This is a genomic window from Cytobacillus firmus (assembly GCF_023612095.1).
Taxonomy (GTDB): domain Bacteria; phylum Bacillota; class Bacilli; order Bacillales; family Cytobacillaceae; genus Cytobacillus.
Genome location: NZ_CP086235.1, coordinates 817,397 through 841,534, shown reverse-complemented (window position 1 = coordinate 841,534; position 24,138 = coordinate 817,397). Strand labels below are relative to the sequence as shown.

Genomic DNA, 24,138 nt, shown 5'->3' with positions numbered 1-24,138 from the left:
TTTAATATTATAGTCCCAGCCCCTGATCATGCAGCTTTTCCTGCTCTTTTCCGCGTTTTTTTCTGGTAATGCGGAAAATAAGGAGGATTGCAGCAATGCCTGCCAGGCCAATCAGTATTTCTTTTTCATGTTTGATGATGGTGTCAATATGATCTCCAAATACGTAGCCGATTGTAAAAGCTAAAGACAGCCAGATCAATGCGCCGCTGTATGCAAATAAAGCGAATTTTTTAAATGGCAATTTACTGAAGCCGTATAAAAAGGGAAGGAAGTTTCGGATACCCGGAACAAAATAACTGAAGGAGAGGGAAAAGGCATGATACTTTTCCATTAGCTTTAAAGAAGAATCAATCGTTTTAGACATCCTTTTGCTTTTATGAAAGTACTTTAGTAAAGGCCTTCCGATCAAACGCCCGATGGTATAACAGGTTGACAACGCCGCCAAAATGCCAAGATAAATGACAATAAATGCAAGCACAGGGTGAAGCGTTTTTAAAGAGGAAGAAAGTCCAACAGTCATAACAATCAATTCATTTGGCACAGGAAAAATAAAAACTCCTACCCATAGCCAGAGAAACAGCCCCAAATATCCGTTATCTTCAATGATTTCCAAAACCAGTTCCAGTTCCATTCGGGGCCTCCTCTCTATGTAAGCTGTGCACAATTATTTACCACACTAATATATTCTTCATTCCCTTCTTTTACCCCTTTTCTAATAATATCAATCCTTTTAAAAATTCTCTTCCTATCCATCTCCTATGCCTAACTTTTGGTGAAACATTTTTGTTCCTTCATAGGAAAAGCCTTGTTTTCATATATTGAGAATGCGTGCATTTATTATTAATCGAAAGGGGCAGAACCGGATGTACCCCTATTATTATTTTCGTTACCCAAAGCCCGGATATCATCCTCAGCAGCATAGCTGCTGGAATTATCCGCAGGCCTATCAGACTTATTATCACCCTGTGCATTTCTACAGGACATTGCCTGCTGTGGATCCCCAAATGTTCATGAGCTCTGCAAAAAAAATGGAGGTCCTCATGAGAGATGCCGGCACATTACTTGTAAATATGGCAGAGTCAAAAAAGTTTTCATTTGAACTGATGTCAGCGGCCCAGCAATCCAACAAGGCTGCAATCGAAAATCTGCTGAAGTCGACAGGCATCTCGCGAGTCCCTTCAGTTGACTATACACCCGACGGGCTAAGACTTCATTTCGAATCAGACAAAGAGGATCCAGAGAAATGCTGTGATTTAACGTTGAAACTGAGATGGATGTAAAAACAAAAGCGGAAGCGCCTTGCTCACCCCCGACTTCTCGAGGGGGTAGGCGCTGGAGCTAGACGCAGACACTCTTCCACAGAGCTAATCACCTTGGTCGATTTTATATGTCCTATCCAATAAAAAAGCTCTCAATCAAGAGAGCTTCTCGCGTGTTCAACGGTAATATGGGTTTCCATATGGGCCATAGCCAGGGTATCCGCCGCCACCGCCGTAAGGAGCATATGGTGCTCCTGGCGGGCCATAGAAAGGCGGCGGAGGCGGAGGGCCGTAAAATGGGCGTGGAGCAAATAGAGCTGCTCCCAGCCCGCCTCCCAGGAAACCGCCAAGCAAGCCGCCGACAAAAGGAGCTCCTAAAAAGAAAAACCTTTCGTTCCCGTTTCTATATGGGCCTCTATAATAATACATGCAGGGTAACCTCCTTCATTTTCAATCCCTTCTCTATTTAATATGCAAATGTCCTTATTTTGAGTGGGCTACTAGAAAAGCGGAAGGCGCCCGCTTATCGGCGACAAGCATAAGACGAGCCGGCTAAAAGGTTGTTCTTTAACCTTTTGGACGGATTGGCTTATGACCTCGAGCCGATGGCGCCTGGAGCTAGACAACACCAGAAAAGCGGAAGCGCCTTGCCCACCCCCGACAAGCACAAGACGAGCCTCACGGAAAGGCGTTCTTTGCCTTTTTGGGAGGATTGGTTTGTGACCTCGAGGGGGTAGGCGCTGGAGCTAGACAACACTAGAAAAGCGGAAGGCGCCCGCTTATCGGCGACAAGCATAAGACGAGCCGGCTAAAAGGTTGTTCTTTAACCTTTTGGACGGATTGGCTTATGACCTCGAGCCGATGGCGCCTGGAGCTAGACAACAATAGAAAAGCGGAAGCGCCTTGCCCACCCCCGACAAGCACAAGACGAGCCTCACGGAAAGGCGTTCTTTGCCTTTTTGGGAGGATTGGTTTGTGACCTCGAGGGGGTAGGCGCTGGAGCTAGACAACACTAGAAAAGCGGAAGGCGCCCGCTTATCGGCGACAAGCATAAGACGAGCCGGCTAAAAGGTTGTTCTTTAACCTTTTGGACGGATTGGCTTATGACCTCGAGAGCCGATGGCGCCTGGAGCTAGACAACAATAGAAAAGCGGAAGCGCCTTGCTCACCCCCGACAAGCACAAGACGAGCCTCATGGAAAGGCGTCCTTTGCCTTTTTGTGAGGATTGGCTTGTGACCTCGAGGGGGTAGGCGCTGGAGCTAGACATCACTGGAAAAGCGGAAGGCGCCCGCCTGCATAAAACAAAATCCCCTTAGCCTTTTGGCCAAGGGGATTTTTGGTATATTAGTTAGCTGCTTTTACTTTAGCAAATGCATCTTCGACAGATACGTACTCATAGCCAAGGTCTTTAGCAACCGCTGGGTATGTGATGCTTCCGTTTACAACGTTTACGCCAAGCTTTAGTGCTGCATTATCTTCAATCGCTTTTACAACACCTTTGTTTGCAATTTGCAGAGCATAGTTGATTGTAACGTTTGTAAGAGCAATTGTTGATGTTCTTGGAACTGCACCAGGCATGTTCGCAACAGCATAGTGAACAACGCCATGCTTATCATATGTTGGGTTGTCATGAGTTGTAATGTGATCAACAGTTTCGAAAATACCGCCCTGGTCAATCGCTACGTCAACAACTACAGAACCAGGCTTCATTGTTTTAATCATTTCTTCTGTTACAAGCTTAGGCGCTTTCGCTCCCGGGATTAGAACCGCACCAATTACCAGGTCAGCATCTTTTACAGCTTCTGCAATGTTGAAAGGATTAGACATTAACGTTTGGATGCTGTTTCCGAAGATATCGTCAAGCTGGCGCAGACGCTCTGGGCTCAAGTCGATGATTGTAACTTGTGCGCCAAGTCCAATTGCCATTTTCGCTGCGTTGATTCCAACAACACCGCCGCCAACGATGGTAACTTTTCCGCGTGATACCCCTGGAACACCTGCAAGAAGGATTCCCATTCCGCCATTCGTCTTCTGAAGGAATTGAGCTCCAATTTGAGCAGACATGCGTCCTGCAACTTCACTCATTGGAGTAAGAAGAGGCAATGTGCGGTTTACTTCTACTGTTTCATAAGCAATCGCTGTAACACCTTTTTCAGTTAATGCTTTTGCAAGCTCAGGCTCTGCTGCAAGGTGAAGGTATGTGAAAAGAACCAAGCCTTCACGGAAATAACCATACTCGGATGGAAGAGGCTCTTTAACCTTCATAACCATTTCAGCAGCCCATGCTTCAGCAGCAGTATCTACGATAACGGCTCCTACTTCTGTATAATCTTCGTTAGTGAAACCGCTTCCAATTCCTGCATCGATTTCTACTAATACTTTATGTCCGGACTTTACTAATGCGTCAACGCTTGCTGGTGTCGCAGCAACACGATTTTCGTTATTTTTAATCTCTTTAGGTACTCCAATAATCATGGAAAATTCCCCTTTCAATCTATCAATTATGATATTTACTATCGTCAGTATAATAATTTTAGTAAAGCGCTGTCATTGTTAAATCGGTAAAATAAAAGAGCCTCCATTTGTGGAAATCTACAAATGAGGGCTCTTCTTTTCCATTCTCCGGATTTTAAGTTCAAGATATAAAGAAAGTTTTGTATTTGTATTCTTCAGGTCAACTTTCCCAATATCGGTTATTCTCTTTAATCGGTAATTCAGTGTATTCATATGAATATGCAGCTTTTTTGCTGTTTCATTCACATTGCTGTCATGATCAATGAAGGCTTCAAGAGTAGTAAGCAGATTGGTCCGGTGCTCAAGGTCATATTTAATAATCTTTTCGATAGCAGGGTGCTCATACGGTTCCTGCCGTTTCTTTTCAAGGATGGCATCAAGGTAGCGGAAAATGCCAAGCTGCTGATAGCTATAAATATGATGGATCTCTTCCGGAAATTGTTCTTTAAGACGCAGGACCTGCAATGCCTCCTGATAGCTTTTTTCCACTTTTTCAAAGTGCTGATAAGTTGTTCCAGTTGCCCCGGTAATATGATCGATGCCAAAACGTGTTTTCATTTGATCAATGAAAAACTCGATGAATTCGATAAACGTATTTTCAGCTTGAGCAGGTTCAGGTGGCACTGCTAAAATAACGAATTCGTTCCCCATCGCGGCATGAAAGGTTATATGAACCTTTTGGCTTGTCGTGATCAGATAGATGATCTTTTGCTCTATTTTAGAGGTAACTTCTTCTTTAAACCTAAAGGCTAGCACAGCAAATGGTGATGGCGGTTTTATGCTTAAATCCTCAAATCTTTCTGAGATTTCATCATGGGTATGGAAACGGCCGGTTAGCAGTTCCCAGAAAAAATCCCGATAGCCCTCAGCTCTTTTTTTCTTTTGGGCATTTAATCTTAGCATTTCCGTTCTTGCAGACTGTGCAGCCAGCTTTAGCATATTCAGCTTGCTTTCTGTTAAAGCGGCTTCTTCTTCAACTGCCCAGATGTAGCCCAATACCTCATTATGATTGCGTATTGAAATGGCTACCCGATTTCCCAGTCCTATCTCCTTTATTTCAGGAATTCTAAGCGGTTCGCCGCTTTGCATCAGCTGGGGAATCACACGATCCTTCCATAAACGATTAATCACCTTCTCAGGAACCTTTCTGCTGATGATTGTGGCGATTCTCGCGGTATCGGTCTGGTCATCATGTGTACTGTATGCCAGCAGGCGATGATTAACATCTTCTATCGTAACAGGGCATTCCAGGACATCGCGGATCTTATCTACCAGTTCCTCCAGATCACTAAATGCCCTCTTAAACGGATCTTTTTCCATTTTATTATCACCCAATCATAAAACTTCTTTAAACTTCACGTTCTCTATCCTATTATATTATACCTCAGGTCCCACCCTGTACTCTACCAAAGCCATCGTGCCTTTCGACAAATTTCGGGCGGTACCTGTCACCACTTTTTATAAAATTCCTAATAGTTTTATTTTTTTAATTTACCTTGAAGTTATATTCAGATAATTTTACAATAGGACATGTTCACAAAAAATCATATTTTAATAGTTTGATTTACAGATTTTGAAAGCGTTAACATCTGGGAGGCGATGATTTATGCTTGAGACGCTTAATAAAATTAACGGGTGCTCTGGGGCACACCAAGTTTGATTTTGCTTTTTGGTACGGGTGTTCTTTTAACATTCATGCTGAAGGGTCTTCAATTCAGAAGGCTGATATATGCGTTTAAATTAGGATTTACAAAAGAAGGCCAAGCTACATCCGATGCTGAAGGCGATGTCAGTAACTTTAAGGCTCTAATGACTGCTCTAGCAGCAACCATTGGTAATGGTAATATCGCCGGTGTAGCCACTGCGATTACACTCGGCGGACCAGGAGCCATCTTCTGGATGTGGATTGTTGGTTTGCTTGGAATGGCAACCAAATATGCCGAAGCATTACTGGCAATGAAATACCGTGTAAAGAATGCAAATGGTGAGTATTCCAGCGGACCGATGTATTATGTGGAACGCGGTCTCGGTAAAAAGTTTAAATGGCTGGCAGTGGCATTTGCGGTCTTTGGCGCTTTTGCAGCACTGGGCATCGGAAACAGTGTTCAATCGAATACGATTGCCGCAGTTATGGATACTTCTTTTGGAATTAATAATTGGATTACAGGTGTTATTCTTGCTGTACTGGCTGCCTTAATTATCTTTGGCGGCATTCAGCGAATCAGTACTGTAGCAGGATTCTTTGTTCCAGTTATGGCCTTTCTTTATATCGGCGGGGCATTACTGATACTCGCTGTTAACTATGATCAAATCATTCCTGGTTTCCAGACAATCTTCTACTATGCCTTCAATCCGGTAGCAGCGACAGGCGGTTTTGTAGGTGTTGTCGTATCCGAAGCAATCAAGAATGGTGTTTCAAGGGGTATTTTCTCTAATGAAGCCGGTCTTGGTACAGCAGCGCTTATTGCAGGAAACGCAAAGACAGACCATCCTGTAAAACAGGCTCTTGTTGCGATGACTGGTACATTTATTGTTACAATCATAGTTTGTACGATGACCGGCCTGGTGCTTATCATGACTGGTTTCTGGGACACAACAGGCGGATTGATCTCAGGTGTTGCGCATGACGGCAGCCTTGACGGCGGAGCATTAACAAGTGCAGCCTTTTCCCATGTTCTTGGAACAGCTGGTGAATATATCGTTGCTTTCTCTGTAATTTTCTTCGGTTTCTCAACAATTGTCGGCTGGTATGTATATGGTGAAAAATGCTTTGAATACCTTGTTGGCACAAAAGGAATTATGGGATACCGCGCCATTTACATTTTCGCAACTGGAATCGGTGCGGTTGCCAACTTAACTACTGTTTGGGCATTTGCCGACATGGCAAACGCATTAATGATGATTCCTAACTTGATTGCACTAATCCTTCTAAGCAAAGTGGTTGTTAAAGATACTAATGAATTCTTTGAAAACCACTATAAAGCAGCAAATAAGCAGTTAAATAAGGCTAGCTAATACTAATATATGTAAAACAAACACAGGTCCCTTCACTTTGATCTGTGTTTGTTTTTGTTTAGGCGGTATCCCTAAAGCGGAAATAACGGCAGGTCATTTTTCTCATGAATATAAGCAAATATCCGATAGTGATAAAGAAACTCACCAGTTATAATTCCTTCTTGTTCAAAAGAATACGCCTCTAAAAACGCTTCTATTCTATCTTCATCCGCATCATCCCATGCCCCTGTCATCCAGACTTTATAGGCAAGCTTGCTGTTTAAACCTGAATATCCGCTTTCTTCAAAAAGCTCCTCGATTTGTTCTCTTTCCACCTTTTCGCCTCCCTCCCCCGTCTGTTATCCATCCTTTTCTGTTTTTGTCTTCCTTATACATTTTTGGGACAAGGAAAATATACAATTTTAGCACCACATGAGGTGAACTTGTCTATACTATATCGAAGTCTATTTTAAAAATCAGGATTGCTTCTTAATAACAAATAAGGGAGGGATAACGTTGGAATTGAACGAGTTATTTCATTTAGGCAATAAAACAGCCATTGTCACTGGAGGAGGACGCGGACTCGGTGAGCAAATGGCAAATGCACTTGGGGAAGCAGGAGCAAATGTTGTCGTCTGCTCACGCAGAATTGAAGCATGTGAGCATGTCAGAAAAAGCCTTGAAGCCAAAGGAGTTAATGCCCTTGCCATCGAATGCGACATCACCAAGGAAGAAGACATTCAGAAGGTCATCCAAAAGACCCTGGAGACATTTGGAAGCCTCGATATCCTCATTAACAATAGCGGTACATCCTGGGTTGCACCTTTTCTGGATCTGCCTGCCGATAAATGGGACAAAGTCATGAATGTGAACTTAAAAGGGCTGTTTTTATTTTCACAGGCTGCCGCAAAAGTGATGACGAAGCAGGGAAGCGGCAAAATCATTAATATTTCATCTGTAAATGGAATGAGGGGCACCCACTCAGCATTTCTTGATGCAGTGGCTTACAGTACAAGTAAAGGAGCAGTTATCGCACTTACAAAGGATTTAGCTGTAAAATTGGCTCCTGCCGGCATTCAAGTAAACGCTATTGCTCCAGGCTTCTTTCCTACCAAAATTACAAAAGTCCTTGAAAAATCGAGTTCAGTTATTCTCAGAAAGATTCCTGCCGGAAGATTTGGAAATGAACATGACTTAAAAGGAGCAGCTGTCTTCTTATCATCCAAAGCGTCTGATTTCGTGACAGGACAGGTATTAGTCGTAGATGGAGGAATGACTGTATCCCTTTAAGTTTCACAGAGCTAATTTCATAGAAAGGAGAATGTTTATGTCTATTAACCATACAGAAGTCCTGCTGCAGGCAATAAAAAAGTTAGGGACAAAAGTGGAAAGAGAACTGAATGAATCTATTCAGAACTCTATTAACAAAGAAGATATTTTCAAAAACTTAGTCACCCGTTCCGAGGTGACTGCAGCAAGCATGAAAAAACTCCGGGACGCCATTGAGACACTATCCATCCCTCTTAATTTCCCTACCAAAACCGACGTGGCAAATGCAGCAAAACTGACTGTGCAGGCTGAAGAAAAAATGGATCAGATTGACGAAAAAGTCATCGCTTTGGCCAGATCAATTGAGGAATTAAAAAAAGCACTTGGCAGCCCTGCTGAAAGCGCGGAAAAATAAATGGAACAAAACACAGCTTCCCAAAAACTGCTTGGATTTTTAAATACTCTTTTACAGCCTGCTCCGGAGATCAATGTAACTCCAAGGACTGCAGTCTGGACGAGAAATAAGGCAACTCTCTGGCATTATGCCCCTGCCAGCAAAAGATACAGTATTCCCATTTTCCTTGTTTATTCACTAGTAAACCAGCCCTTTATTCTGGACCTGGGACCTCAGAACAGTTTAATCGAAGCTTTGGTTAACAGCGGGTATGATGTCTATTTGCTGGATTTCGGGATTCCGGGCTATGAGGATAAAGACATCACGATGGAAGATTATATTACTGAATACATCCAGAAGGGGGTAAAAAGAGCTTTATATCACTCAGGGGCAGACGAAATAAGTGTGATGGGCTTTTGCCTGGGAGGCACCTTTGCAGCCATTTATGCGGCCATTGCGGATGAACCGGTCAAAAACTTAGTATTGTCTGTTGCACCGGTTGATTTCACCATTGTCCCGGTCTTTGATAAATGGGCAGATGAACTGCGAAATGGAGACGGCAGCCTGGAAACCACTTTCGATGCATGGGGACTTATCCCCGCCTTTGCCATTAAATCAGGTATGCGGTTATTTACTTCTCCCCTTTATTACTCTCCATATTTATCACTTCTGGCCAGGGCGGATGATGAAGCATATGCATCCCGCTGGAAGCGATTTAACCATTGGACCAATGGCCATATTCCATTTGCAGGGGCTGCACTGAAGCAAATTCACCTGGATCTATTAAAAGACAATAAGCTTGTGAACGGTACATTAACGATCGGAGAAAAGAAAGCCGTCCTCAGTAATATTAAAGCTAATTTGCTCGCTGTCGCTTCAGATAACGACCGTCTTGTGCCAAAAGATCAGATTCTTCCGGTCATAGAACTTGTCTCAAGCGCTGATAAAACTTTTCATCTGCTTCAGGGCGGGCATGCCAATCTAACTTCGGAAGGAAAAGTTCCTGACTACTTGGACAAATGGCTGTCACTAAGATCAGGGAAACTATAAAATTGTTGATTCCCCTGCCTCTGCAGGGGATTCAACATTTAAAGGAGGTAACTTGATGATTTCATGGAATTATCCAAATTATATAATAAAAGACTACACCATTAGTGCTTATATGGGTTTTGCTTCATTTGTGTTTAGAGACTTATTTTCTGCTTAGTTTTAAGACCATGCAATTGCTGCATGGTTTTATTTTTTTGTGTTAGCACAAATGGTGTTTTTACATGCTTAGCTGCAAATAATAAGCAAATGAACAATTGACAATCGCAGGAAAGCCTTAAGCTGGCATCTGAAAATGACAAGAGCAGAAGGAGACAAATAATGGACTTGAGGATTTTCAAGGCAATCAACCGTTTATCCGGACGTATGCCATTTATGGATTTTTTAATGATTCTTTTATCAAATAGGGCAAGGCATCTATTTTTATTTGTACTGGCATGCATGTGGCTGGCCAAAGGACCTTCCAGAACCGCTGCAAAAAAAGCTGCTGCAGCTTCCCTGATTGCTATCTTTGTAAATAGGATTATAAAAACTTGTTATTTCAGGCCCCGTCCTTTCATAAAAAACAGGGTTGGCCTATTGATTCCAGCCAAAAGAGATTCAAGTTTTCCAAGCAAGCATACAGTGGTGTCGTTTGCTGCTTCCATCGTTATTTTTTACGGAAACCGATTTATAGGGCGCATTTTGCTGTGGGTTTCAGCATGCACAGGCTTCGCCCGGATCTGGGCAGGCCACCACTACCCTTCCGATGTTATTGGAGGTGCTCTTATTGGCGGAACAATAGGCTGGTTCACAGAAAAACTTTCAAAACCAGAAATAAAGTGAAACTTCAATCAGTGGGGGTTTTCCTTATCCCCCACTGATTGTTAGTTGAACCAATCGGGCCTTTACGGGCAGTTTGACCCCCACTTATCCTCCTTTGATTCCTCTGAGTCTTGAAGTGGGGGTCTTACTGCCCGTTAGACTGCGATTAAAAAAATGTAAAATCCGCACTTTCTTTGGCGAAAGAAAACTTGTTTTGTCAGCCGGGAAGGACTTCCCGTTAAACGGGTAGAATTCCTTGTGAAAACGGGAGGGGATCAGTATGAATACAAGTGCTGCTGCCAAATTATTAGGGGTTTCACCAAGCACTATTCAGCGATGGGTTAAACAACTGGAGCTCCGGACGGAACGAAATGAATTGGGTCATTACTTATTTACGGAAGAAGACATTAGCCTGCTAAAACAGGTGCAGGATCAGCTTAATCAGGGGATTATATTGCAAGATGTTACTGTAAAGGGAAAAAAGACGAGAAAAGGTACGGTCCATGCAGAAGCAGCTGCCGCTCCGGCAATCGAGAAAATATATTTAATAATCAGCGAGCTTGAGAAGCGGCTGAACGGAAAAGCAGATGATGTGGTGTCTTATCAGCTGCTTCAGCACCGCAGCGAAATAGAGGATCTGCAGAAAGAAAATGCACGCCTGCTTAAACGAATTGAGGCTCTTGAAGCCAGGACAGCTGTTAAAACTCGGGACATCCCTCCTGATACCCTTCTGGTTTTTGATCAGGAGAAGCCCAGGAAGAAATTAAAAAAGAGAAATATTTTCACAATGCTGTTCGGATTTTAATAAGAATAAAAGCGTTAGCAACGCTTTTATTCTTATTAATCATCCCAGCTGAACCGTTGCTCTCGAAATGGGTCTCCATAGTTGTGATAGCCGTTTCTCTCCCAAAAACCAGGCTTGTCGGTTTTAGAGAACTCAATGCCTCTAATCCACTTTGCACTTTTCCAGAAATACAGATGCGGGATCACGGCCCGCAGCGGAAATCCGCGCTCGGGAGTAAGGGGCTCGCCGTTATGGGTATGTGCCAGCAGACTGGTGCTTTTTAGAAAATCTTTAATGGGAAGGTTCGTGGTCCACCCTTCTTCCGCATGAAGAATCACAAATTGTGCTGTATCTTTTACGCCTGCCCGCCTGGCGATCTCTGCGGCAGAGACTCCCTCCCAGACATTATCAAGCTTTGACCAGCCCGTGACACAGTGGATATCATTCTTGTACTGAGTCTGAGGAAGGTTCATTACCTCCTCATGAGAAAAAGATAATTCCTTTTCCACATCTCCAAATATTTGCAGATTCCATTCCTTCATATCCTTATAGTACGGAACATTTCCGTAATGAAGTACAGGAAAGGCAGTCGTCACGTTTTGATTGGGCGGTACCCGGCCTGAGGTCTGTTTTCTGATTTTCCCAAAATACACTAAAGCCACCTCCGTTCCTTCCTTTTCTTTATCGTACCCTACTTTACAGGCTGATAACAATGAAAGCAGCCCCCTTACCGGGAAGCTGCTTACGATTATAAGACCATTGCCGCCAGCCATCCAAACAGGATGAGCGGAATATTGTAATGCAGGAATGTTGGCACACATGTATCCCAGATGTGATTGTGCTGTCCATCTGCATTCAAGCCTGCTGTTGGCCCCAATGTACTGTCTGATGCAGGAGAACCGGCATCTCCAAGAGCTGCGGCTGTTCCCACTAAAGCAATCGTTGCCATCGGACTGAAACCAACCTCCAGTGCAAGCGGCACAAATATAGTTGCAATAATCGGGATGGTTGAAAATGAAGATCCAATCCCCATTGTAACAAGTAAGCCGACAAGAAGCATCAGCAAGGCTGCAAGTGATTTATTATTGCCAATTACCTCAGCCGCCTGTGCAACAAGGCTATCAACATCGCCTGTTTCTTTTAATACATCAGCAAATCCGAATGCAGCCAGCATGACAAATCCAATGAATGCCATCATTTTCATACCATCAGTTAAAAGCTGATCTGTCTCGTTCCATTTAATCGCACCGCTGATGTAAATAACTATAATACCTGTCAAAGCCCCAAAGATCATCGAATCAAGCTGAAGCTGAGCGATGAGAGCTGCCGCAATTGCAATGAGTGAAAAAATAATACCCTTTTTGGAGTAATTGCCTTTTTCCGTCTCAATTAATTCGGATGGACGATAATCCCTCTTTTTACGGTAAACAAATAACGCCACTAAAAGACCCGCAACCATACCAGCTGTAGGAATAAGCATTGCCTTCGGGATATCAGCCATTTCCACTGCCAGCCCGCTGTTCTCCATATTTTCTGCGAGTATTCCGTGGAAGATCTGGCCAAAGCCTGCAGGAAGCAAAATATACGGAGCCGTTAAACCAAATGTCACTACAGACGCAATCAGACGCCGGTCTATTTGCAGCTCATTCATAACCTTTAATAATGGCGGAATTAAAATGGGAATAAACGCGATATGAATGGGAATTAAGTTTTGGGAAAAAATAGACATTGCTAATATAGAAAATACGATGAGTGCCTTTGATAATGTTTTCCCTTTGGACTCCCCGTCTTTTCCGACCTTGTCAAGGACCCATTCCACTAATAGATTCGGAAGCCCTGTTGCGGAAATGGCTAAGGCAAATCCGCCCAATAACGCATAACTCAATGCAACCTCTGCACTGCCTCCAAGTCCATTTGAAAAAACTTCAATGGTTTTATCTATACTTAATCCGCCTGCGAGCCCGCCTGCCAATGCACCTGCCACAAGAGCAAGAACCACATTGACGCGCAGAAGGCTGAGAACAAGCATGATCAAAACTGCAAGTATAACTGCATTCATGATGCAACCCTCTTTCTTTTCTTTGTTTCACTTTTACTTTTACTTTAGTGTGCTAAATTGGTAGAGAACTAAAACACATGTATTAAATTATCATACTTCTGCTTTTTATGTCAATGGTTTTAAGCCGATTCAAGATGGGAGTTTACGCCAGGCGGATATGATTTTGGATAAGCCGGCCGCTAAGGCTTATTATTTGCATAAAAAAACCCCGGATCGCTCCGGAGTTCTGAATTCACTATTATTTTGTTTCAAATCTTTCTACCAGCAATGCCAATGTACGCACCATTACGCCTGTCGCGCCGTCTGGTCCAAGATCATGGCTTTTTCCTGTCGTGGCTGTACCTGCAATATCGAGGTGCACCCATGGAGTGTCTTCGGCAAATTCACCGACAAAGCCTCCGCCCATGATTGCATGGCCGGCACGTCCGGGTGAATTGTTAAGATCCGCAATTTTGCTGCTTCTGATTCTTTCTTTATCTTTTTCGAAAAGAGGCAGCCGCCAAATCGGCTCGCCAGCTTCATAAGAGGCTTCCAGCACCTGTTCAAACCACTCTTCATTATTGGTTAATGCACCTGTTGTTTCTTCCCCCAGTGCAACAATGACACCGCCAGTCAGGGTTGCCACATCCACCAGACAGTCTGCTCCATGGTGCTTCGCATATGTTACTGCATCAGCAAGTGCCAGACGTCCTTCTGCATCTGTGTTAAGGACTTCAATGGTTTTTCCGCTCATGGAGGTGATGACATCATCCGGCTTAAACGCGGTTCCGCTCACCATATTATCTGTAGAAGGAATGACAGCGACAACATTTTGTTCAGGCTTCAGTTCGCCGATGACTTCCATGGCACCGAGTACTGCCGCTGCACCGCCCATATCGGATTTCATGCCGACAATGCCGTCCTTCGGCTTGATGGAATAGCCTCCTGTATCGAAGGTGATTCCTTTGCCGACGAGGCCGATTACATCCTTCCATTCTTCCTTGCCCTGATATTTTAAGACAATCATCTTAGGTGGCTCTGCCGACCCCTGGTTAACCGCCAAAAGAGCACCCATGCCAAGCTTAAGCATATCCTCTTTTTCCAGGATTTCCACTTCAAACCCGTATCTCCACGCCAGTTCAGATGAGTAATTTGCCAAATCGGTGGCAGTCAGCATATTGCCTGGCAGATTGACTAATGTGCGGGCTGAGTTCGTTCCTTTCCCGTGGGCATATCCAACTGTAAGGGAAGCCTTTATATCTTCCTCATCTGCGGCTTCACAATAAACGGCAATACTCTCAATTTCCTTTTCAGGTTCATTTGATTTCTGTTTATAATCTTCAAACTTATAGGTGGAAAGGGCAAACGCCTCGCTTAGTGCATGTGCTGCATCCAGCGCATCTACCTTTCCGCCAATAAAAGTATCAAGACAAACACCGGCATTTTGAAGCTTGGACGATTTCACTTCCTTGAATGCCTTTCCTAAAGCTTCACGCAAACCTTCAAAGCTGAATTCTTTTTCTTTTCCAAGACCCACTGTAATAAAACGTTTGGCCCCAATTTTTCCAAAAGTATGTATTTTTGCAATGGATTTTTTCTTGGCAGAGATATCGCCGCTTTTCACAAGCTCTGTCAAATGGCCCTCAAAATGTTCATCTGCACGGGCAAGTATTCCCTCAAACCTGGCTGGTTTATCAAAAACACCAACAATCAGGCATTCCTGTTCGGCTGAAACGTCAAATTCTTTCTTAACAGAAAACATACTGACACCCCCATAATCTATTTATCTCTTTATTATATCGAAAATATTGAATTATTTCGACTATCTAATTTCTGCTTTATTAATCCTTCAGATATAGTACCAGCTGAGGCAATTTAGGAAGAATACCGATTTTATCAAATGGAAGCCGGTCGATACCTTTCGGAAAAATGGAGAGACATTCCTCAATAAACCCGTACACGTGCTCCAAATCCAGCCCCCAGTGTCTGGGCCTGTAATCCTGCAAATATTCATGTGCAGCCTGCATCATCAGCCTTGCACCTTTGACATTGCCATATTCATAATGATAAATGCTGACGCTCATTTGCAGCAGGCCTTTAAAAAACAAATTGCCTTTATCGGTCATCCACATTTCCTCAAGAAGATCATGGCAGGTGTAATAATCACCTTCATTGAAACTGACAAAGAATTCATAGTACTCAAGAGGATAATCTTCCATGAAATCACTCCATTTTCCTGATCTTGTACTGATCATTTTAACAAAAAGAAAAGGGATTAAATATAATCATTCATTATAGGGTAAAGAAAATAGAGACAGAAAGGAGAATGTTATGGATCCTCTTTTATTTGCCGTTTTTACAGCCGGGTATATCCTGCTATTTATATGGGCCATTCTTATTGTAAAGAACAGCGGCCCTGTTAGTGCTGCCTTCCTGCTGCCTGTAATTCTCGGATTGATTTACGATAATGGAATTCTTGCTGCTGGCAGTTTGATCGGGGAAGGCAATACTTTAAAGCTTCTGAATTATGCCCGATTCTGGATTCATGCCTTTTTTACGCCGCTGCTTGTTCTATATTCCTGGTACACTTTAAAACAAGATGATATTGATTGGGCAAAAACAGGTACACTAAAATGGGCTGCATACCTGCTCACTGCCGGATTGATTCTTCTTGAGCTTTTTACCGAGGTTTTCGGCCTTGAACTTGAAGCAAAATGGGAATATGGAGTTCTAAGCTATTCAAACGCAGAGGCACAGGGCGGCCCTCCGATAATGGTGCTGATCATTTCCGCCGTATTGCTGGCGGCATCTGTATTTATTTGGCGCAAACAGGGATGGTTCTGGTTTTTTGCTGGCTCCGTACTGATGATTATCGGAAGCGCCGTCGATATTCCTGTTGAAAGTGCTGCTGCCGTGAATGCATTTGAATGGATTCTTTTGCTTTCCCTGACAGCAACAGCATATTTTCAAAAAAAGCGCGGTTTAACAAAAACTTAAAGCAGATCTTCTTGCAGGAAGGAACAATCTATTGGAGAATATTAGTTATTATAACTTTCTTTTTAGCTCCTGAATCTGCAGGGATTGAGTCAGGGTATAACTTCGGACACAGAAAGCTGAAATGAGCAACTCAGCGTCCGAACTCGATTCAACTTCAGAAAGCAGAAAAGAATTCAAAGATGGAGTATCATACAACTCAAAGGTGGTCTCAAATGGAATTATTGACAAATTTCCCTCTATGGTCTGCTTTGGCAGCCATCTTCTTTGCCCAATTTGTAAAAGTGCCCATTCAATTTATTGCCACACGAAGAGTGGATTGGTCCCTTTTAACCAGTACAGGCGGAATGCCAAGCTCACACTCAGCTGCAGTAACAGCCCTTTCAACCGGGGTGGCGCTTGAGACCGGAGTGGACTCTGCTGTTTTCGCTGTTTCTGCCGTTTTTGCCATTATCACTATGTTTGATGCTACGGGGGTGCGGCGTCAGGCCGGGGAACAGGCGATTGTATTAAACCAGCTTGTTGCCGACTTCAATAAATTCGTTGAAGAAGCAAAGACATGGCAGAAAAAAGCTGGCCAGGAAAAACAGAAAGAATTGAAGGAGCTGCTGGGACATAAGCCGATAGAAGTACTCTTTGGCGGCATGACTGGAATCTTATTAACTTTAGGGCTTCATTATTTATTTTCCTAAAGGTTGTGATGTAAATGAAAATCCTTTCCTTATGCCCAAGCAATACGGAATTAGTTGAATACTTGGGATTGACTGATATGCTTGCTGGTGTGGACGATTATTCGGATTGGCCGGAGCAAGTTTCCAATCTGCCCCGGCTGGGTCCTGACTTGTCTATTAATATGGATAAAGTGGCGGAATTGAAACCGGATCTTGTGCTTGCCTCCCTCAGTGTTCCGGGCATGGAAAAGAATGTAGCAGAGCTTGAAAAAAGACAGATTCCCCATATTGTCTTAAATCCCCAAAGTCTCGCAGATATTGCAAATGACCTGGTTTTTGCTGCTGAAAAAATCGGGAGGCCTGAGAGAGGAATTTTGGCGGCTAGACAGTTTACGAAGAAAATAGAAGAACTGCAGGTCATCTCAAGCAGGATTGAGAAAAAACCAAGCCTCTATTGGGAATGGTGGCCAAAGCCTGTGTTTACTCCTGGCAAAGTCAATTGGCTGACAGAAATCAGTGAAATAGCCGGTGGACGGAATTTATTTGCTGATGTTGAGCTTGCAAGTGTCCAGACTGATTGGGAGGATGTCCTGAATCGGCAGCCGGATTATATCTGTCTCGCCTGGGTCGGTGTCAGAAGAGAAAAGGTAAATCCGGAGATTGTCCTGAAACGTCCCGGCTGGAGTGAAATGGAAGCAGTAAAACAGAACAGAATCCTGGTTTTGGAAGAAGAACTGTATTGCAGGCCTTCACCGCGGCTGATTGAAGGGGCTATAAAATTAGCGAAAAAAATTCATCCTCAGGAATTTTCTATTTGATCATACAAAAAGGCAAATCCGTTCCTTGTATCGGATTTGCCTTTCTTCTGTTTATTTTTTCTCAGATTTAATATATTGCTGCCTGAAGACCTGCATGGCTTCATTTTCATTCAGTAACTTTAAATCTTCTTCCGTCAGGGTTCCATCGCCCATTTCAACGATGTAAACATCGAGCGTTTTCTTTCCCCAATTATTATAAACATCATCAACCGTTTCATAATAGAGATCCAATTTATTCCCCTTAATGGCACCGCCTTTATCGGCTACAACACCATACCCGTAATCAGGAATAAACAGGATCGTCCCAATCGGAAAAACATTTAAATCTGCTGCGACTGTAGAGTATAAGTCCCTTTTAACTTTAACACCTGAGTATGTAATGCCAAAGGACGGATGATCGGGATTTTTTCCTGTCGACTCGTAAAAAGCTGTATATCCGGTAGCAATTACTTGTTTTTTCTGATACTGCGACCAGTCAATTGATTCCTCCAGTGTCGGCGCCTGTTCAATTGCAACAGCTTCACTCGCAGAAATCTTCGGTTCCAGGCTCACGGCCTGCTTCAAAAACTTAAATGCTACTCCAACCGATTTTAATGTATGTTCAAAATTTGAATTTCCATCTTTGTCAGCTTGCTCAGCATTTTGCTGCAGTTGTACAATTGATCTTGCTTCTACCCCGGAAATCGAATGGAAAGTTGTCAATAATGCACCTATAAATAAGGCAGTCATTACTGTACGTTTCATCCATTTTGTAATTATGTTCATCTTTTACACTCCTCCCAAAGTTAGTCATTTCCCTTCTTTGAGAGAAATATTCATAACTTATGGGAAAGCAGGTCTTCCAGCAGCCGGTTACAGACTGGATAAAGCCAGTAATGCCATAGGTTTGCCCGATTTGATCACACTAATCAAAAAAAATAAAAAATCCCTGCAGCGGCAGAGATTTCATCAACAATTTAAAACATCCGATAGCCTTTTTTACGGAGCAGCCTAATCGTAATTCCGGCAACAATGGCGCCTGCCATTCCGCTGCTGAGTATAAGGATGTCAGCCAGAGCGAGGCTGGACATTTCTACTCCAAGACTGGAAAACGAGTCCCCCGGTTTTTGAAAGTACTCAATGAAACGAACTTTATCAATGATAAAAATGGCAATAACAGGATAAATAATAGCCATAATCCAAGACATTCTTAACAGCATATTTAATATAAAACCTATCCCAAAAAACAGCACAAAAAACAGAAGCATCGAAATAGGCAAAACGAAAATCGTCATTTGCATGAACTTGTTTCCTCCCTTAACACATCAATAATTAGTTTACTTTAATGTGGATTGGGGAGTCAACAAGAAAAGCGGGCGTGTCAGTACACCCGCTGATGAAAAGAAAAACTTCGCATCCCGCGAAGTTTTAAAGTTTACTCCTTTTTCTTTCCTGTTCCTCCGCAGCAGCTGCAGGTTTCAGATCCGCCTAATAGTAATTGAAAATACCCCTTACCGGAACAATACATGCACTCTTTGTTTTCATATTTCTTAGCTGTCATTTCATTCATCTCCTTTTGAATTTTCGTAACTGAATTTTCTGATAATATATCAAGGATTTGAATAAATGAAAAGCTCCATATTTCTTGAAAAACTATCATTGGAAACGCATACAAGCATTATTTACTTCTGATTTCTCGTTCTCCCTTTAAATTTCAGAAAATTATAAAAATAGTTTATATGCTGTATAGCCAAAAGTATTCCCGGATTAATGCCGTTGATTAAAGGTTTGATGGACGAATTCGAAGTATCCAATATGTATTTTAAAAGAACTGATGCATTCGGATCATTTGCAAGCTCTTCCGGGTTGCGATACTGCACATCAAAAAGTTCACTTTCCTGAACTTTTAATGATTGTTCAGGCTCAGCTTCAAGCAAAAACAAGATCATATTGTCACTGACTTCTCCTTTTATGACACCTGTACGCAATCCAAGCAGGCCTTTCACTGTACATTTTATTCCAGTTTCCTCTTCCACTTCCCGGACTGCAGCTTCATCAGCCGTTTCGCCTGGTTCTACAAATCCTGCGGGCAGAGACCATTTGCCTTTAAGGCCCCCGTATTTCTTTTTAACGACAAGCCAATTTCCTTCAGGTGAAATAACCAGCCCGGAAACAGCTAGCCACACTTTTCCCCTTTTATGTTCGACTCCCATTTCGAACACCCCCTTTTCTTAATTTTATCATGAAAAAAGGGACAGACTTTAGAGTCCATCCCCATATATAAATTATAGCTGATTGATTAAAGAACGTTGAATTTACCTTTTTTCAATACAAGAGATGGTCCGCCAACCATGTAAAGTGCACGGTTATCGATCATCTTCTTCATGAATGAAGCTTTCGTTCCAACCATTTTCTTTCCGAATGCCACACCGATGGCATCATGTTCGCCCAGAGAACATACAGTTCCTTTAATATCCGGTGTAAACGTTTCAAGATCAGTTTTATTACGGATTAAAGCTGTGATGTTTCTTGCACACACTTCACCCTGCTGCATAGCAATTTGTGCAGTAGGAGGGTATGGACGGTTAATTTCTTCATTGATGATTAATGAGCAGTCTCCGATGATAAACATATTATCATGGCCAGGAGCGCGCAAATCAGGCTGAACTTTTACACGGCCGCGCATTGCTTCAATGCCGGATTTTTCAATAATAGAATTTCCGCGTACGCCTGCAGCCCAGACAACTGTTGCAGCTTTGATTTCTTCTACTTCATCTTCGCCCTTGCCAACGATGATCCCTTCAGGAGTAGCTTCTTTAATAGCTGTTCCGATCATGAATTGTACGCCTTTTTTCTCCAAGTGGGATACAGCGTAATTAACAAGATCCGGATCAAAGCCTGGAAGAACCATTGGAGCTGCTTCCACACAAATGATTTTCACTTTATGGTAGTCCACATCGTATTCTTTGCAAAGCTCAGGAACACGGTTTGCCAACTCTCCGAGGAATTCAATGCCAGTGAAGCCTGCACCGCCGACAACAATTGTCAGGCGCTCATCTTTTTTCTCGGATTCTGTATTATAAGTAGCAAATTGATATTCGATGTGCTCACGGATTTGACGTGCAGCATTGACATTGACAATCGAAAAAGCATGTTCCTTAAGCCCTTTGATACCGAATGTCTCCGGCTCGGCTCCAAGTGAAACAACCAGATAATCATAGTCAACTTCGCCGTTTTCCAAAATGACTTTCTTTTCTTCTGCTTTAATTTCAAGAGCAGTGCCCTGAACGAATTCAACTTTGTTGCGGTCAATAACATCTTTAATATCATAGCGTACACGATCATGATGAAGTGTTCCCGCCGATGCCTCGTGCAGCCATGTTGTTTCATAATGGTAGTCATTCTTATTCACTAAAACGATTTCTGCTTCGTTTGTTCCTACAGATTTCTGCAAACGGGTTGCTACCATCAAACCGCCGTAGCCTCCACCGAGGATTACAATCTTTGGCTTTCTCAAGTGTATCACTTCCACCTTTTTTAAGTATTTTCTAATGTTTTCTTATCTTCCGCTGCTTTATATTTTTTATAGCAAAAAACATAAAAAAACATTGTGATTTTATTCACTAATCAGTTCAAAAAAACTCAATAAAATTGTCATAAAATATTAACATTATTCCTCCATTAATCTTATTCTACTTCATATAGTTTTTCAACCCTAAAAAAATAGACGAAAAACTTAAAAATTTTAAGAAAATTTTAAAGAATATCCGTGTTTTTATTGCAGGTTTTCCACTTGAAATCTTCCAATTATTCATAATATTTACCTCTATTGATGAGGTTTCAAACGATTTATGTTAAAATAAAGAGTGGAATTTCAATACATACGTGGGGGGATATTGCATGAATGAAGATCAAAAGGTGTATGACATAACCATCATTGGCGGGGGGCCAACTGGTTTATTCACTGCTTTCTACGGGGGCATGAGACAAGCTTCAGTAAAAATTATTGAAAGCTTGCCGCAGCTTGGGGGACAATTATCTGCTCTTTATCCTGAAAAATACATATACGATGTTGCCGGCTTCCCAAAAGTCCGCGCCCAGGAATTAATTGATAACCTTAAGGAACAAATGGCTAAATTCGAGCCCACTGTATCACTTGAACAATCTGTTGAAAAGTTAGAGAAGCAAGCTGATGGAACATTCAAGCTTACAACCAATAAAGAAGTACATTACTCAAAAACCATCATTATCACTGCAGGCAATGGCGCTTTCCAGCCTCGCCGCCTTGAACTTGAGAGTGCAGTTCAATATGAAGGCAAAAACCTTCATTACTTTATTGATGATTTAAATCATTTCGCCGGGAAAAAGGTAGTTGTTTTCGGTGGAGGGGATTCTGCAGTGGACTGGGCATTAATGCTTGAGCCTATCGCTGAGAAAGTGACGATTGTTCATCGCCGCGATAAATTCCGCGCGCATGAGCACAGTGTAGAAAATCTGCAGAACTCTAAAGTCGAAATTAAAACACCTTATGTTCCGGCAGAGCTTATTGGTGACAGTGAAGCAATCAGCCAAGTCGTACTTGAAGGTGTGACTTCAAAGGAAAAAGAGGTATTTGATGTTGATGCTGTGATCGTTAACTACGGATTCGTTTCCTCCCTTGGCCCAATTAAGGAATGGGGTCTTGATATCGAAAAGAACTCCATCGTTGTTAACTCCAGAATGGAAACAAATATCGAAGGCATTTATGCGGCCGGCGATATCTGCACATACGACGGGAAGGTCAAGCTTATTGCCTGCGGTTTCGGTGAAGCGCCAACTGCCGTCAATCACGCAAAATCCTACATTGATCCAAAAGCGAAAGTACAGCCAATGCACAGTTCTTCCATGTTTGGCAAATAAATTGAAACTTCAATCAGTGGGGGTTTTCCTTATCCCCCGCTGATTGTTAGTTGAACCAATCGGGCCTTTACGGGCAGTTTGACCCCCACTTATCCTCCTTTGATCCTCTGAGTCTTGAAGTGGGGGTCTTACTGCCCGTTAGACTGCGATAAGATAAGAAAAGGACGGCCTGTTCGGGACCGTCCTTTTTTGATGCGTTATGTTATTTTAGCACTCTTCCGGTGTACCTGTATTTGCAGCGGTACGGAAAGAGGATCCGCAGCCGCAGTTTGCAATGGCATTGGGATTGTCGATTGTGAATCCGCCGCCCATCATAGATTGTTTATAATCAATTTTTGTACCATTTAAGATAGGTGCATCTTCCTTGCTGACAAGAACCTGAATTCCATAGTGCTCTGACTGGATATCACCTTCCTCAGCTTCATGGGCAAACCCCATTCCATAGGAAAGTCCGCTGCATCCGCCACCTTTAACGGCTACACGCAAGAATGCATCTTCTTCCTCATTTTGTTTCATCATTTCTTTTATATGCAAAGCTGCTGCTTCTGTTATATCCACAACTTTTTCCATGTTATTCCCTCCTGTCATATAAGGATACTTCTATACTCATAGTATATACAGTAAAAGGTATGTGCTCAACTTAAGAGACTTTTACTTTTTCTAATTTTTTTCTGTCACAGCCAAAATAATAGTTCTTTATACTCAGATGGCGCAGCGATAATGGTATAATAGTCTTAAAAATTATCCTCGGAGGTGTCATTCTATGCAGCAATTAAACCCTACTTATGATAAAAAATACGAATGCAGAGTCTGCAAACAGAGTTTCACCACTAAAAAACTCCGCTCCAGATTTGTAAAAGCAGCTGATTATGACAGTGATTTCTGCCCAAACTATTCTGATGAAAGCATGAACCCTCTTTTATATCATATTCAGACCTGCCCGCATTGCGGCTACTCAGAATCAGAAGATTTTTCTCCTTATTTCCCGCCGGGAGCCCTTGATTTGATCCATTCTAAAGTTGTGAATGCCTGGATTCCCCAGGATTACTGCCAGGATCGATCCATCATTGTTGCTGTCAACACCTATAAGCTTGCTCTATATTGCGGAACTTTAAAAAGGGAGAAGCATATTACTTTGGCTGGTTTACATGTCAGACTCGCCTGGCTTTTCCGGAGTATAAAGAATGCTGATCAGGAACAGCGCTTTTTGAAGCTTGCTCTAAAGGAATACCTGGAGTCTTATATATCTGATGACTTTAAGGGATCAACCATTTCTGAAACGAGAATCTTTTATCTGATCGGGGAGTTATCCCGAAGGACGCAACAGTCTGAACAGGCTGTTAAATATTTTTCAAAAGTTATTGAACTGCAAAGCCGCTCCACTGAGCCAAAGTTAATTGAAATGGCAAGAGAACGATGGTATGAAATGAGGGAACAAAAAACTGCCGCTAATTAAGGAAGGCTGTTTTCGCAAAGATTGTTGCTATTTATATTATATTTACTGAGTTGATTGGAGTGGAAGGTGCGAGACTCCTACGGGAGTAGCGGGACAGGTGAGACCCCACAGACGCGCAGCGTCGAGGAGGCTCACCGCCCGCCCCGTGGAAAGGGAGCATCCTGGAGCGGAAATCAACGGACAACATTGATAAACGAAAAACAACAATTCATACGAA

The 24,138-nt window shown here is 42.6% G+C and carries 25 protein-coding genes and 2 pseudogenes; 12 read left to right on the top strand and 15 right to left on the bottom strand.

From position 1 onward, the window contains the following. Window positions 1-7: 7 nt before the first annotated feature. Entirely contained in the window at window positions 8-631 is a 624-nt protein-coding gene (locus tag LLY41_RS04215) for a DedA family protein (protein ID WP_304587031.1), read from the bottom strand. Between the two features lie 232 nt (window positions 632-863). Between LLY41_RS04215 and LLY41_RS04210 the strand changes: the two genes are divergently transcribed. Then, window positions 864-1,280, top strand: a complete 417-nt coding sequence (locus tag LLY41_RS04210) for a YuzC family spore coat inner layer protein (RefSeq protein WP_304587030.1) — start codon at window positions 864-866, stop codon at window positions 1,278-1,280. A 156-nt stretch (window positions 1,281-1,436) separates the two neighbouring features. On the opposite strand, the gene LLY41_RS04205 is transcribed toward LLY41_RS04210, so the two are convergent. From LLY41_RS04205 to LLY41_RS04195, 3 genes are all read right to left on the bottom strand, one after another. Next, the gene (locus LLY41_RS04205; protein ID WP_095243625.1) at window positions 1,437-1,688 is read right to left on the bottom strand and encodes a hypothetical protein; all 252 of its coding nucleotides are present in this window, start codon (window positions 1,686-1,688) and stop codon (window positions 1,437-1,439) included. Between the two features lie 916 nt (window positions 1,689-2,604). Next, window positions 2,605-3,735, bottom strand: coding sequence for an alanine dehydrogenase (gene ald, locus LLY41_RS04200; RefSeq protein WP_035332008.1), 1,131 nt, complete (start codon window positions 3,733-3,735; stop codon window positions 2,605-2,607). 117 nt (window positions 3,736-3,852) lie between these two features. Beyond that, window positions 3,853-5,094 carry a PucR family transcriptional regulator gene (locus LLY41_RS04195; RefSeq protein WP_304587029.1) on the bottom strand — a complete coding sequence of 414 codons (1,242 nt, stop codon included), beginning with the start codon at window positions 5,092-5,094 and terminating at the stop codon, window positions 3,853-3,855. A gap of 286 nt (window positions 5,095-5,380) precedes the next feature. On the opposite strand from LLY41_RS04195, the pseudogene LLY41_RS04190 reads away from it, so the two are divergent. Further along, a pseudogene (locus LLY41_RS04190) lies at window positions 5,381-6,789 on the top strand (alanine/glycine:cation symporter family protein). Between the two features lie 71 nt (window positions 6,790-6,860). Here the strand turns inward: LLY41_RS04190 and LLY41_RS04185 are convergent. Then, complete coding sequence (locus LLY41_RS04185; protein WP_304587028.1) at window positions 6,861-7,103, bottom strand: hypothetical protein; 243 nt, start codon at window positions 7,101-7,103, stop codon at window positions 6,861-6,863. 181 nt (window positions 7,104-7,284) lie between these two features. Here LLY41_RS04185 and LLY41_RS04180 point away from each other — a divergent pair, with 181 nt between their 5' ends. The 5 genes from LLY41_RS04180 to LLY41_RS04160 all read left to right on the top strand — a co-directional run bounded on the left by LLY41_RS04180 (window position 7,285) and on the right by LLY41_RS04160 (window position 11,087). Further along, window positions 7,285-8,058, top strand: coding sequence for an SDR family oxidoreductase (locus LLY41_RS04180; protein WP_304587027.1), 774 nt, complete (start codon window positions 7,285-7,287; stop codon window positions 8,056-8,058). A 37-nt stretch (window positions 8,059-8,095) separates the two neighbouring features. Continuing rightward, window positions 8,096-8,452: a hypothetical protein gene (locus LLY41_RS04175; protein WP_286137230.1), complete on the top strand. Its 357-nt coding sequence runs from the start codon at window positions 8,096-8,098 to the stop codon at window positions 8,450-8,452. Next, a complete protein-coding gene (locus tag LLY41_RS04170; RefSeq protein WP_304587026.1) occupies window positions 8,453-9,481 on the top strand; it encodes an alpha/beta fold hydrolase in 1,029 nt (342 codons plus the stop codon). A 318-nt stretch (window positions 9,482-9,799) separates the two neighbouring features. Continuing rightward, the gene (locus tag LLY41_RS04165) at window positions 9,800-10,303 is read left to right on the top strand and encodes a phosphatase PAP2 family protein (RefSeq protein ID WP_304587025.1); all 504 of its coding nucleotides are present in this window, start codon (window positions 9,800-9,802) and stop codon (window positions 10,301-10,303) included. Between the two features lie 259 nt (window positions 10,304-10,562). Continuing rightward, window positions 10,563-11,087, top strand: coding sequence for a MerR family transcriptional regulator (locus LLY41_RS04160; protein ID WP_095243618.1), 525 nt, complete (start codon window positions 10,563-10,565; stop codon window positions 11,085-11,087). 35 nt (window positions 11,088-11,122) lie between these two features. Here LLY41_RS04160 and LLY41_RS04155 read toward each other — a convergent pair whose 3' ends face one another. The 4 genes from LLY41_RS04155 to LLY41_RS04140 all read right to left on the bottom strand — a co-directional run bounded on the left by LLY41_RS04155 (window position 11,123) and on the right by LLY41_RS04140 (window position 15,323). Further along, window positions 11,123-11,719, bottom strand: coding sequence for a sulfite oxidase-like oxidoreductase (locus LLY41_RS04155; protein WP_304588010.1), 597 nt, complete (start codon window positions 11,717-11,719; stop codon window positions 11,123-11,125). A gap of 95 nt (window positions 11,720-11,814) precedes the next feature. After that, a complete protein-coding gene (locus tag LLY41_RS04150; RefSeq protein WP_304587024.1) occupies window positions 11,815-13,125 on the bottom strand; it encodes a Na+/H+ antiporter family protein in 1,311 nt (436 codons plus the stop codon). 238 nt (window positions 13,126-13,363) lie between these two features. Further along, entirely contained in the window at window positions 13,364-14,866 is a 1,503-nt protein-coding gene (locus tag LLY41_RS04145; protein ID WP_304587023.1) for a leucyl aminopeptidase, read from the bottom strand. A gap of 79 nt (window positions 14,867-14,945) precedes the next feature. Further along, a complete protein-coding gene (locus LLY41_RS04140; protein ID WP_304587022.1) occupies window positions 14,946-15,323 on the bottom strand; it encodes a DUF309 domain-containing protein in 378 nt (125 codons plus the stop codon). 112 nt (window positions 15,324-15,435) lie between these two features. Here LLY41_RS04140 and LLY41_RS04135 point away from each other — a divergent pair, with 112 nt between their 5' ends. The 3 genes from LLY41_RS04135 (at window position 15,436) to LLY41_RS04125 (ending at window position 17,587) form a co-directional block, all read left to right on the top strand. After that, entirely contained in the window at window positions 15,436-16,101 is a 666-nt protein-coding gene (locus tag LLY41_RS04135; protein WP_304587021.1) for a hypothetical protein, read from the top strand. A gap of 212 nt (window positions 16,102-16,313) precedes the next feature. Then, window positions 16,314-16,790 (top strand): divergent PAP2 family protein, encoded by a 477-nt coding sequence (locus LLY41_RS04130; protein WP_304587020.1) that lies wholly within the window; start codon window positions 16,314-16,316, stop codon window positions 16,788-16,790. Window positions 16,791-16,804: 14 nt separating this feature from the next. Next, window positions 16,805-17,587 (top strand): cobalamin-binding protein, encoded by a 783-nt coding sequence (locus LLY41_RS04125; RefSeq protein WP_304587019.1) that lies wholly within the window; start codon window positions 16,805-16,807, stop codon window positions 17,585-17,587. Window positions 17,588-17,638: 51 nt separating this feature from the next. Here LLY41_RS04125 and LLY41_RS04120 read toward each other — a convergent pair whose 3' ends face one another. The 5 genes and pseudogenes from LLY41_RS04120 to LLY41_RS04100 form a co-directional block, all read right to left on the bottom strand. After that, a complete protein-coding gene (locus tag LLY41_RS04120; RefSeq protein WP_304587018.1) occupies window positions 17,639-18,352 on the bottom strand; it encodes a 3D domain-containing protein in 714 nt (237 codons plus the stop codon). 191 nt (window positions 18,353-18,543) lie between these two features. After that, on the bottom strand, window positions 18,544-18,867 hold the full coding sequence (locus LLY41_RS04115) for a YuiB family protein (protein ID WP_095243609.1): 324 nt from the start codon (window positions 18,865-18,867) through the stop codon (window positions 18,544-18,546). 134 nt (window positions 18,868-19,001) lie between these two features. Then, window positions 19,002-19,127 carry a YuiA family protein gene (locus LLY41_RS04110; protein WP_159867914.1) on the bottom strand — a complete coding sequence of 42 codons (126 nt, stop codon included), beginning with the start codon at window positions 19,125-19,127 and terminating at the stop codon, window positions 19,002-19,004. A 161-nt stretch (window positions 19,128-19,288) separates the two neighbouring features. Further along, a pseudogene (locus LLY41_RS04105) lies at window positions 19,289-19,779 on the bottom strand (NUDIX domain-containing protein). 86 nt (window positions 19,780-19,865) lie between these two features. Then, window positions 19,866-21,083 (bottom strand): NAD(P)/FAD-dependent oxidoreductase, encoded by a 1,218-nt coding sequence (locus LLY41_RS04100; protein ID WP_095243606.1) that lies wholly within the window; start codon window positions 21,081-21,083, stop codon window positions 19,866-19,868. A 383-nt stretch (window positions 21,084-21,466) separates the two neighbouring features. Between LLY41_RS04100 and LLY41_RS04095 the strand changes: the two genes are divergently transcribed. Further along, window positions 21,467-22,465, top strand: coding sequence for an NAD(P)/FAD-dependent oxidoreductase (locus tag LLY41_RS04095; RefSeq protein ID WP_095243605.1), 999 nt, complete (start codon window positions 21,467-21,469; stop codon window positions 22,463-22,465). A 207-nt stretch (window positions 22,466-22,672) separates the two neighbouring features. Here the strand turns inward: LLY41_RS04095 and LLY41_RS04090 are convergent, their stop codons facing one another. Beyond that, window positions 22,673-23,035 (bottom strand): HesB/IscA family protein, encoded by a 363-nt coding sequence (locus tag LLY41_RS04090; RefSeq protein WP_095243604.1) that lies wholly within the window; start codon window positions 23,033-23,035, stop codon window positions 22,673-22,675. A 193-nt stretch (window positions 23,036-23,228) separates the two neighbouring features. Between LLY41_RS04090 and LLY41_RS04085 the strand changes: the two genes are divergently transcribed. Further along, the gene (locus tag LLY41_RS04085) at window positions 23,229-23,921 is read left to right on the top strand and encodes a DUF2225 domain-containing protein (RefSeq protein WP_304587017.1); all 693 of its coding nucleotides are present in this window, start codon (window positions 23,229-23,231) and stop codon (window positions 23,919-23,921) included. The last annotated feature ends 217 nt before the right edge of the window (window positions 23,922-24,138 follow it).

Excerpts from the sequence above, each read along its gene's own strand:
- LLY41_RS04120 (WP_304587018.1), bottom strand. The coding sequence starts at position 18,352 with ATGAACATAATTACAAAATGGATGAAACGTACAGTAATGACTGCCTTA.
- LLY41_RS04090 (WP_095243604.1), bottom strand. The coding sequence starts at position 23,035 with ATGGAAAAAGTTGTGGATATAACAGAAGCAGCAGCTTTGCATATAAAA.
- LLY41_RS04205 (WP_095243625.1), bottom strand. The coding sequence starts at position 1,688 with ATGTATTATTATAGAGGCCCATATAGAAACGGGAACGAAAGGTTTTTC.
- LLY41_RS04130 (WP_304587020.1), top strand. The coding sequence starts at position 16,314 with ATGGAATTATTGACAAATTTCCCTCTATGGTCTGCTTTGGCAGCCATC.
- LLY41_RS04115 (WP_095243609.1), bottom strand. The coding sequence starts at position 18,867 with ATGCAAATGACGATTTTCGTTTTGCCTATTTCGATGCTTCTGTTTTTT.
- LLY41_RS04095 (WP_095243605.1), top strand. The coding sequence starts at position 21,467 with ATGAATGAAGATCAAAAGGTGTATGACATAACCATCATTGGCGGGGGG.
- LLY41_RS04210 (WP_304587030.1), top strand. The coding sequence starts at position 864 with ATGTACCCCTATTATTATTTTCGTTACCCAAAGCCCGGATATCATCCT.
- LLY41_RS04085 (WP_304587017.1), top strand. The coding sequence starts at position 23,229 with ATGCAGCAATTAAACCCTACTTATGATAAAAAATACGAATGCAGAGTC.
- LLY41_RS04165 (WP_304587025.1), top strand. The coding sequence starts at position 9,800 with ATGGACTTGAGGATTTTCAAGGCAATCAACCGTTTATCCGGACGTATG.
- LLY41_RS04160 (WP_095243618.1), top strand. The coding sequence starts at position 10,563 with ATGAATACAAGTGCTGCTGCCAAATTATTAGGGGTTTCACCAAGCACT.
- LLY41_RS04125 (WP_304587019.1), top strand. The coding sequence starts at position 16,805 with ATGAAAATCCTTTCCTTATGCCCAAGCAATACGGAATTAGTTGAATAC.
- LLY41_RS04140 (WP_304587022.1), bottom strand. The coding sequence starts at position 15,323 with ATGGAAGATTATCCTCTTGAGTACTATGAATTCTTTGTCAGTTTCAAT.
- LLY41_RS04170 (WP_304587026.1), top strand. The coding sequence starts at position 8,453 with ATGGAACAAAACACAGCTTCCCAAAAACTGCTTGGATTTTTAAATACT.
- LLY41_RS04135 (WP_304587021.1), top strand. The coding sequence starts at position 15,436 with ATGGATCCTCTTTTATTTGCCGTTTTTACAGCCGGGTATATCCTGCTA.
- LLY41_RS04195 (WP_304587029.1), bottom strand. The coding sequence starts at position 5,094 with ATGGAAAAAGATCCGTTTAAGAGGGCATTTAGTGATCTGGAGGAACTG.
- LLY41_RS04175 (WP_286137230.1), top strand. The coding sequence starts at position 8,096 with ATGTCTATTAACCATACAGAAGTCCTGCTGCAGGCAATAAAAAAGTTA.
- LLY41_RS04145 (WP_304587023.1), bottom strand. The coding sequence starts at position 14,866 with ATGTTTTCTGTTAAGAAAGAATTTGACGTTTCAGCCGAACAGGAATGC.
- LLY41_RS04215 (WP_304587031.1), bottom strand. The coding sequence starts at position 631 with ATGGAACTGGAACTGGTTTTGGAAATCATTGAAGATAACGGATATTTG.
- LLY41_RS04110 (WP_159867914.1), bottom strand. The coding sequence starts at position 19,127 with ATGACAGCTAAGAAATATGAAAACAAAGAGTGCATGTATTGTTCCGGT.
- LLY41_RS04150 (WP_304587024.1), bottom strand. The coding sequence starts at position 13,125 with ATGAATGCAGTTATACTTGCAGTTTTGATCATGCTTGTTCTCAGCCTT.
- ald (WP_035332008.1), bottom strand. The coding sequence starts at position 3,735 with ATGATTATTGGAGTACCTAAAGAGATTAAAAATAACGAAAATCGTGTT.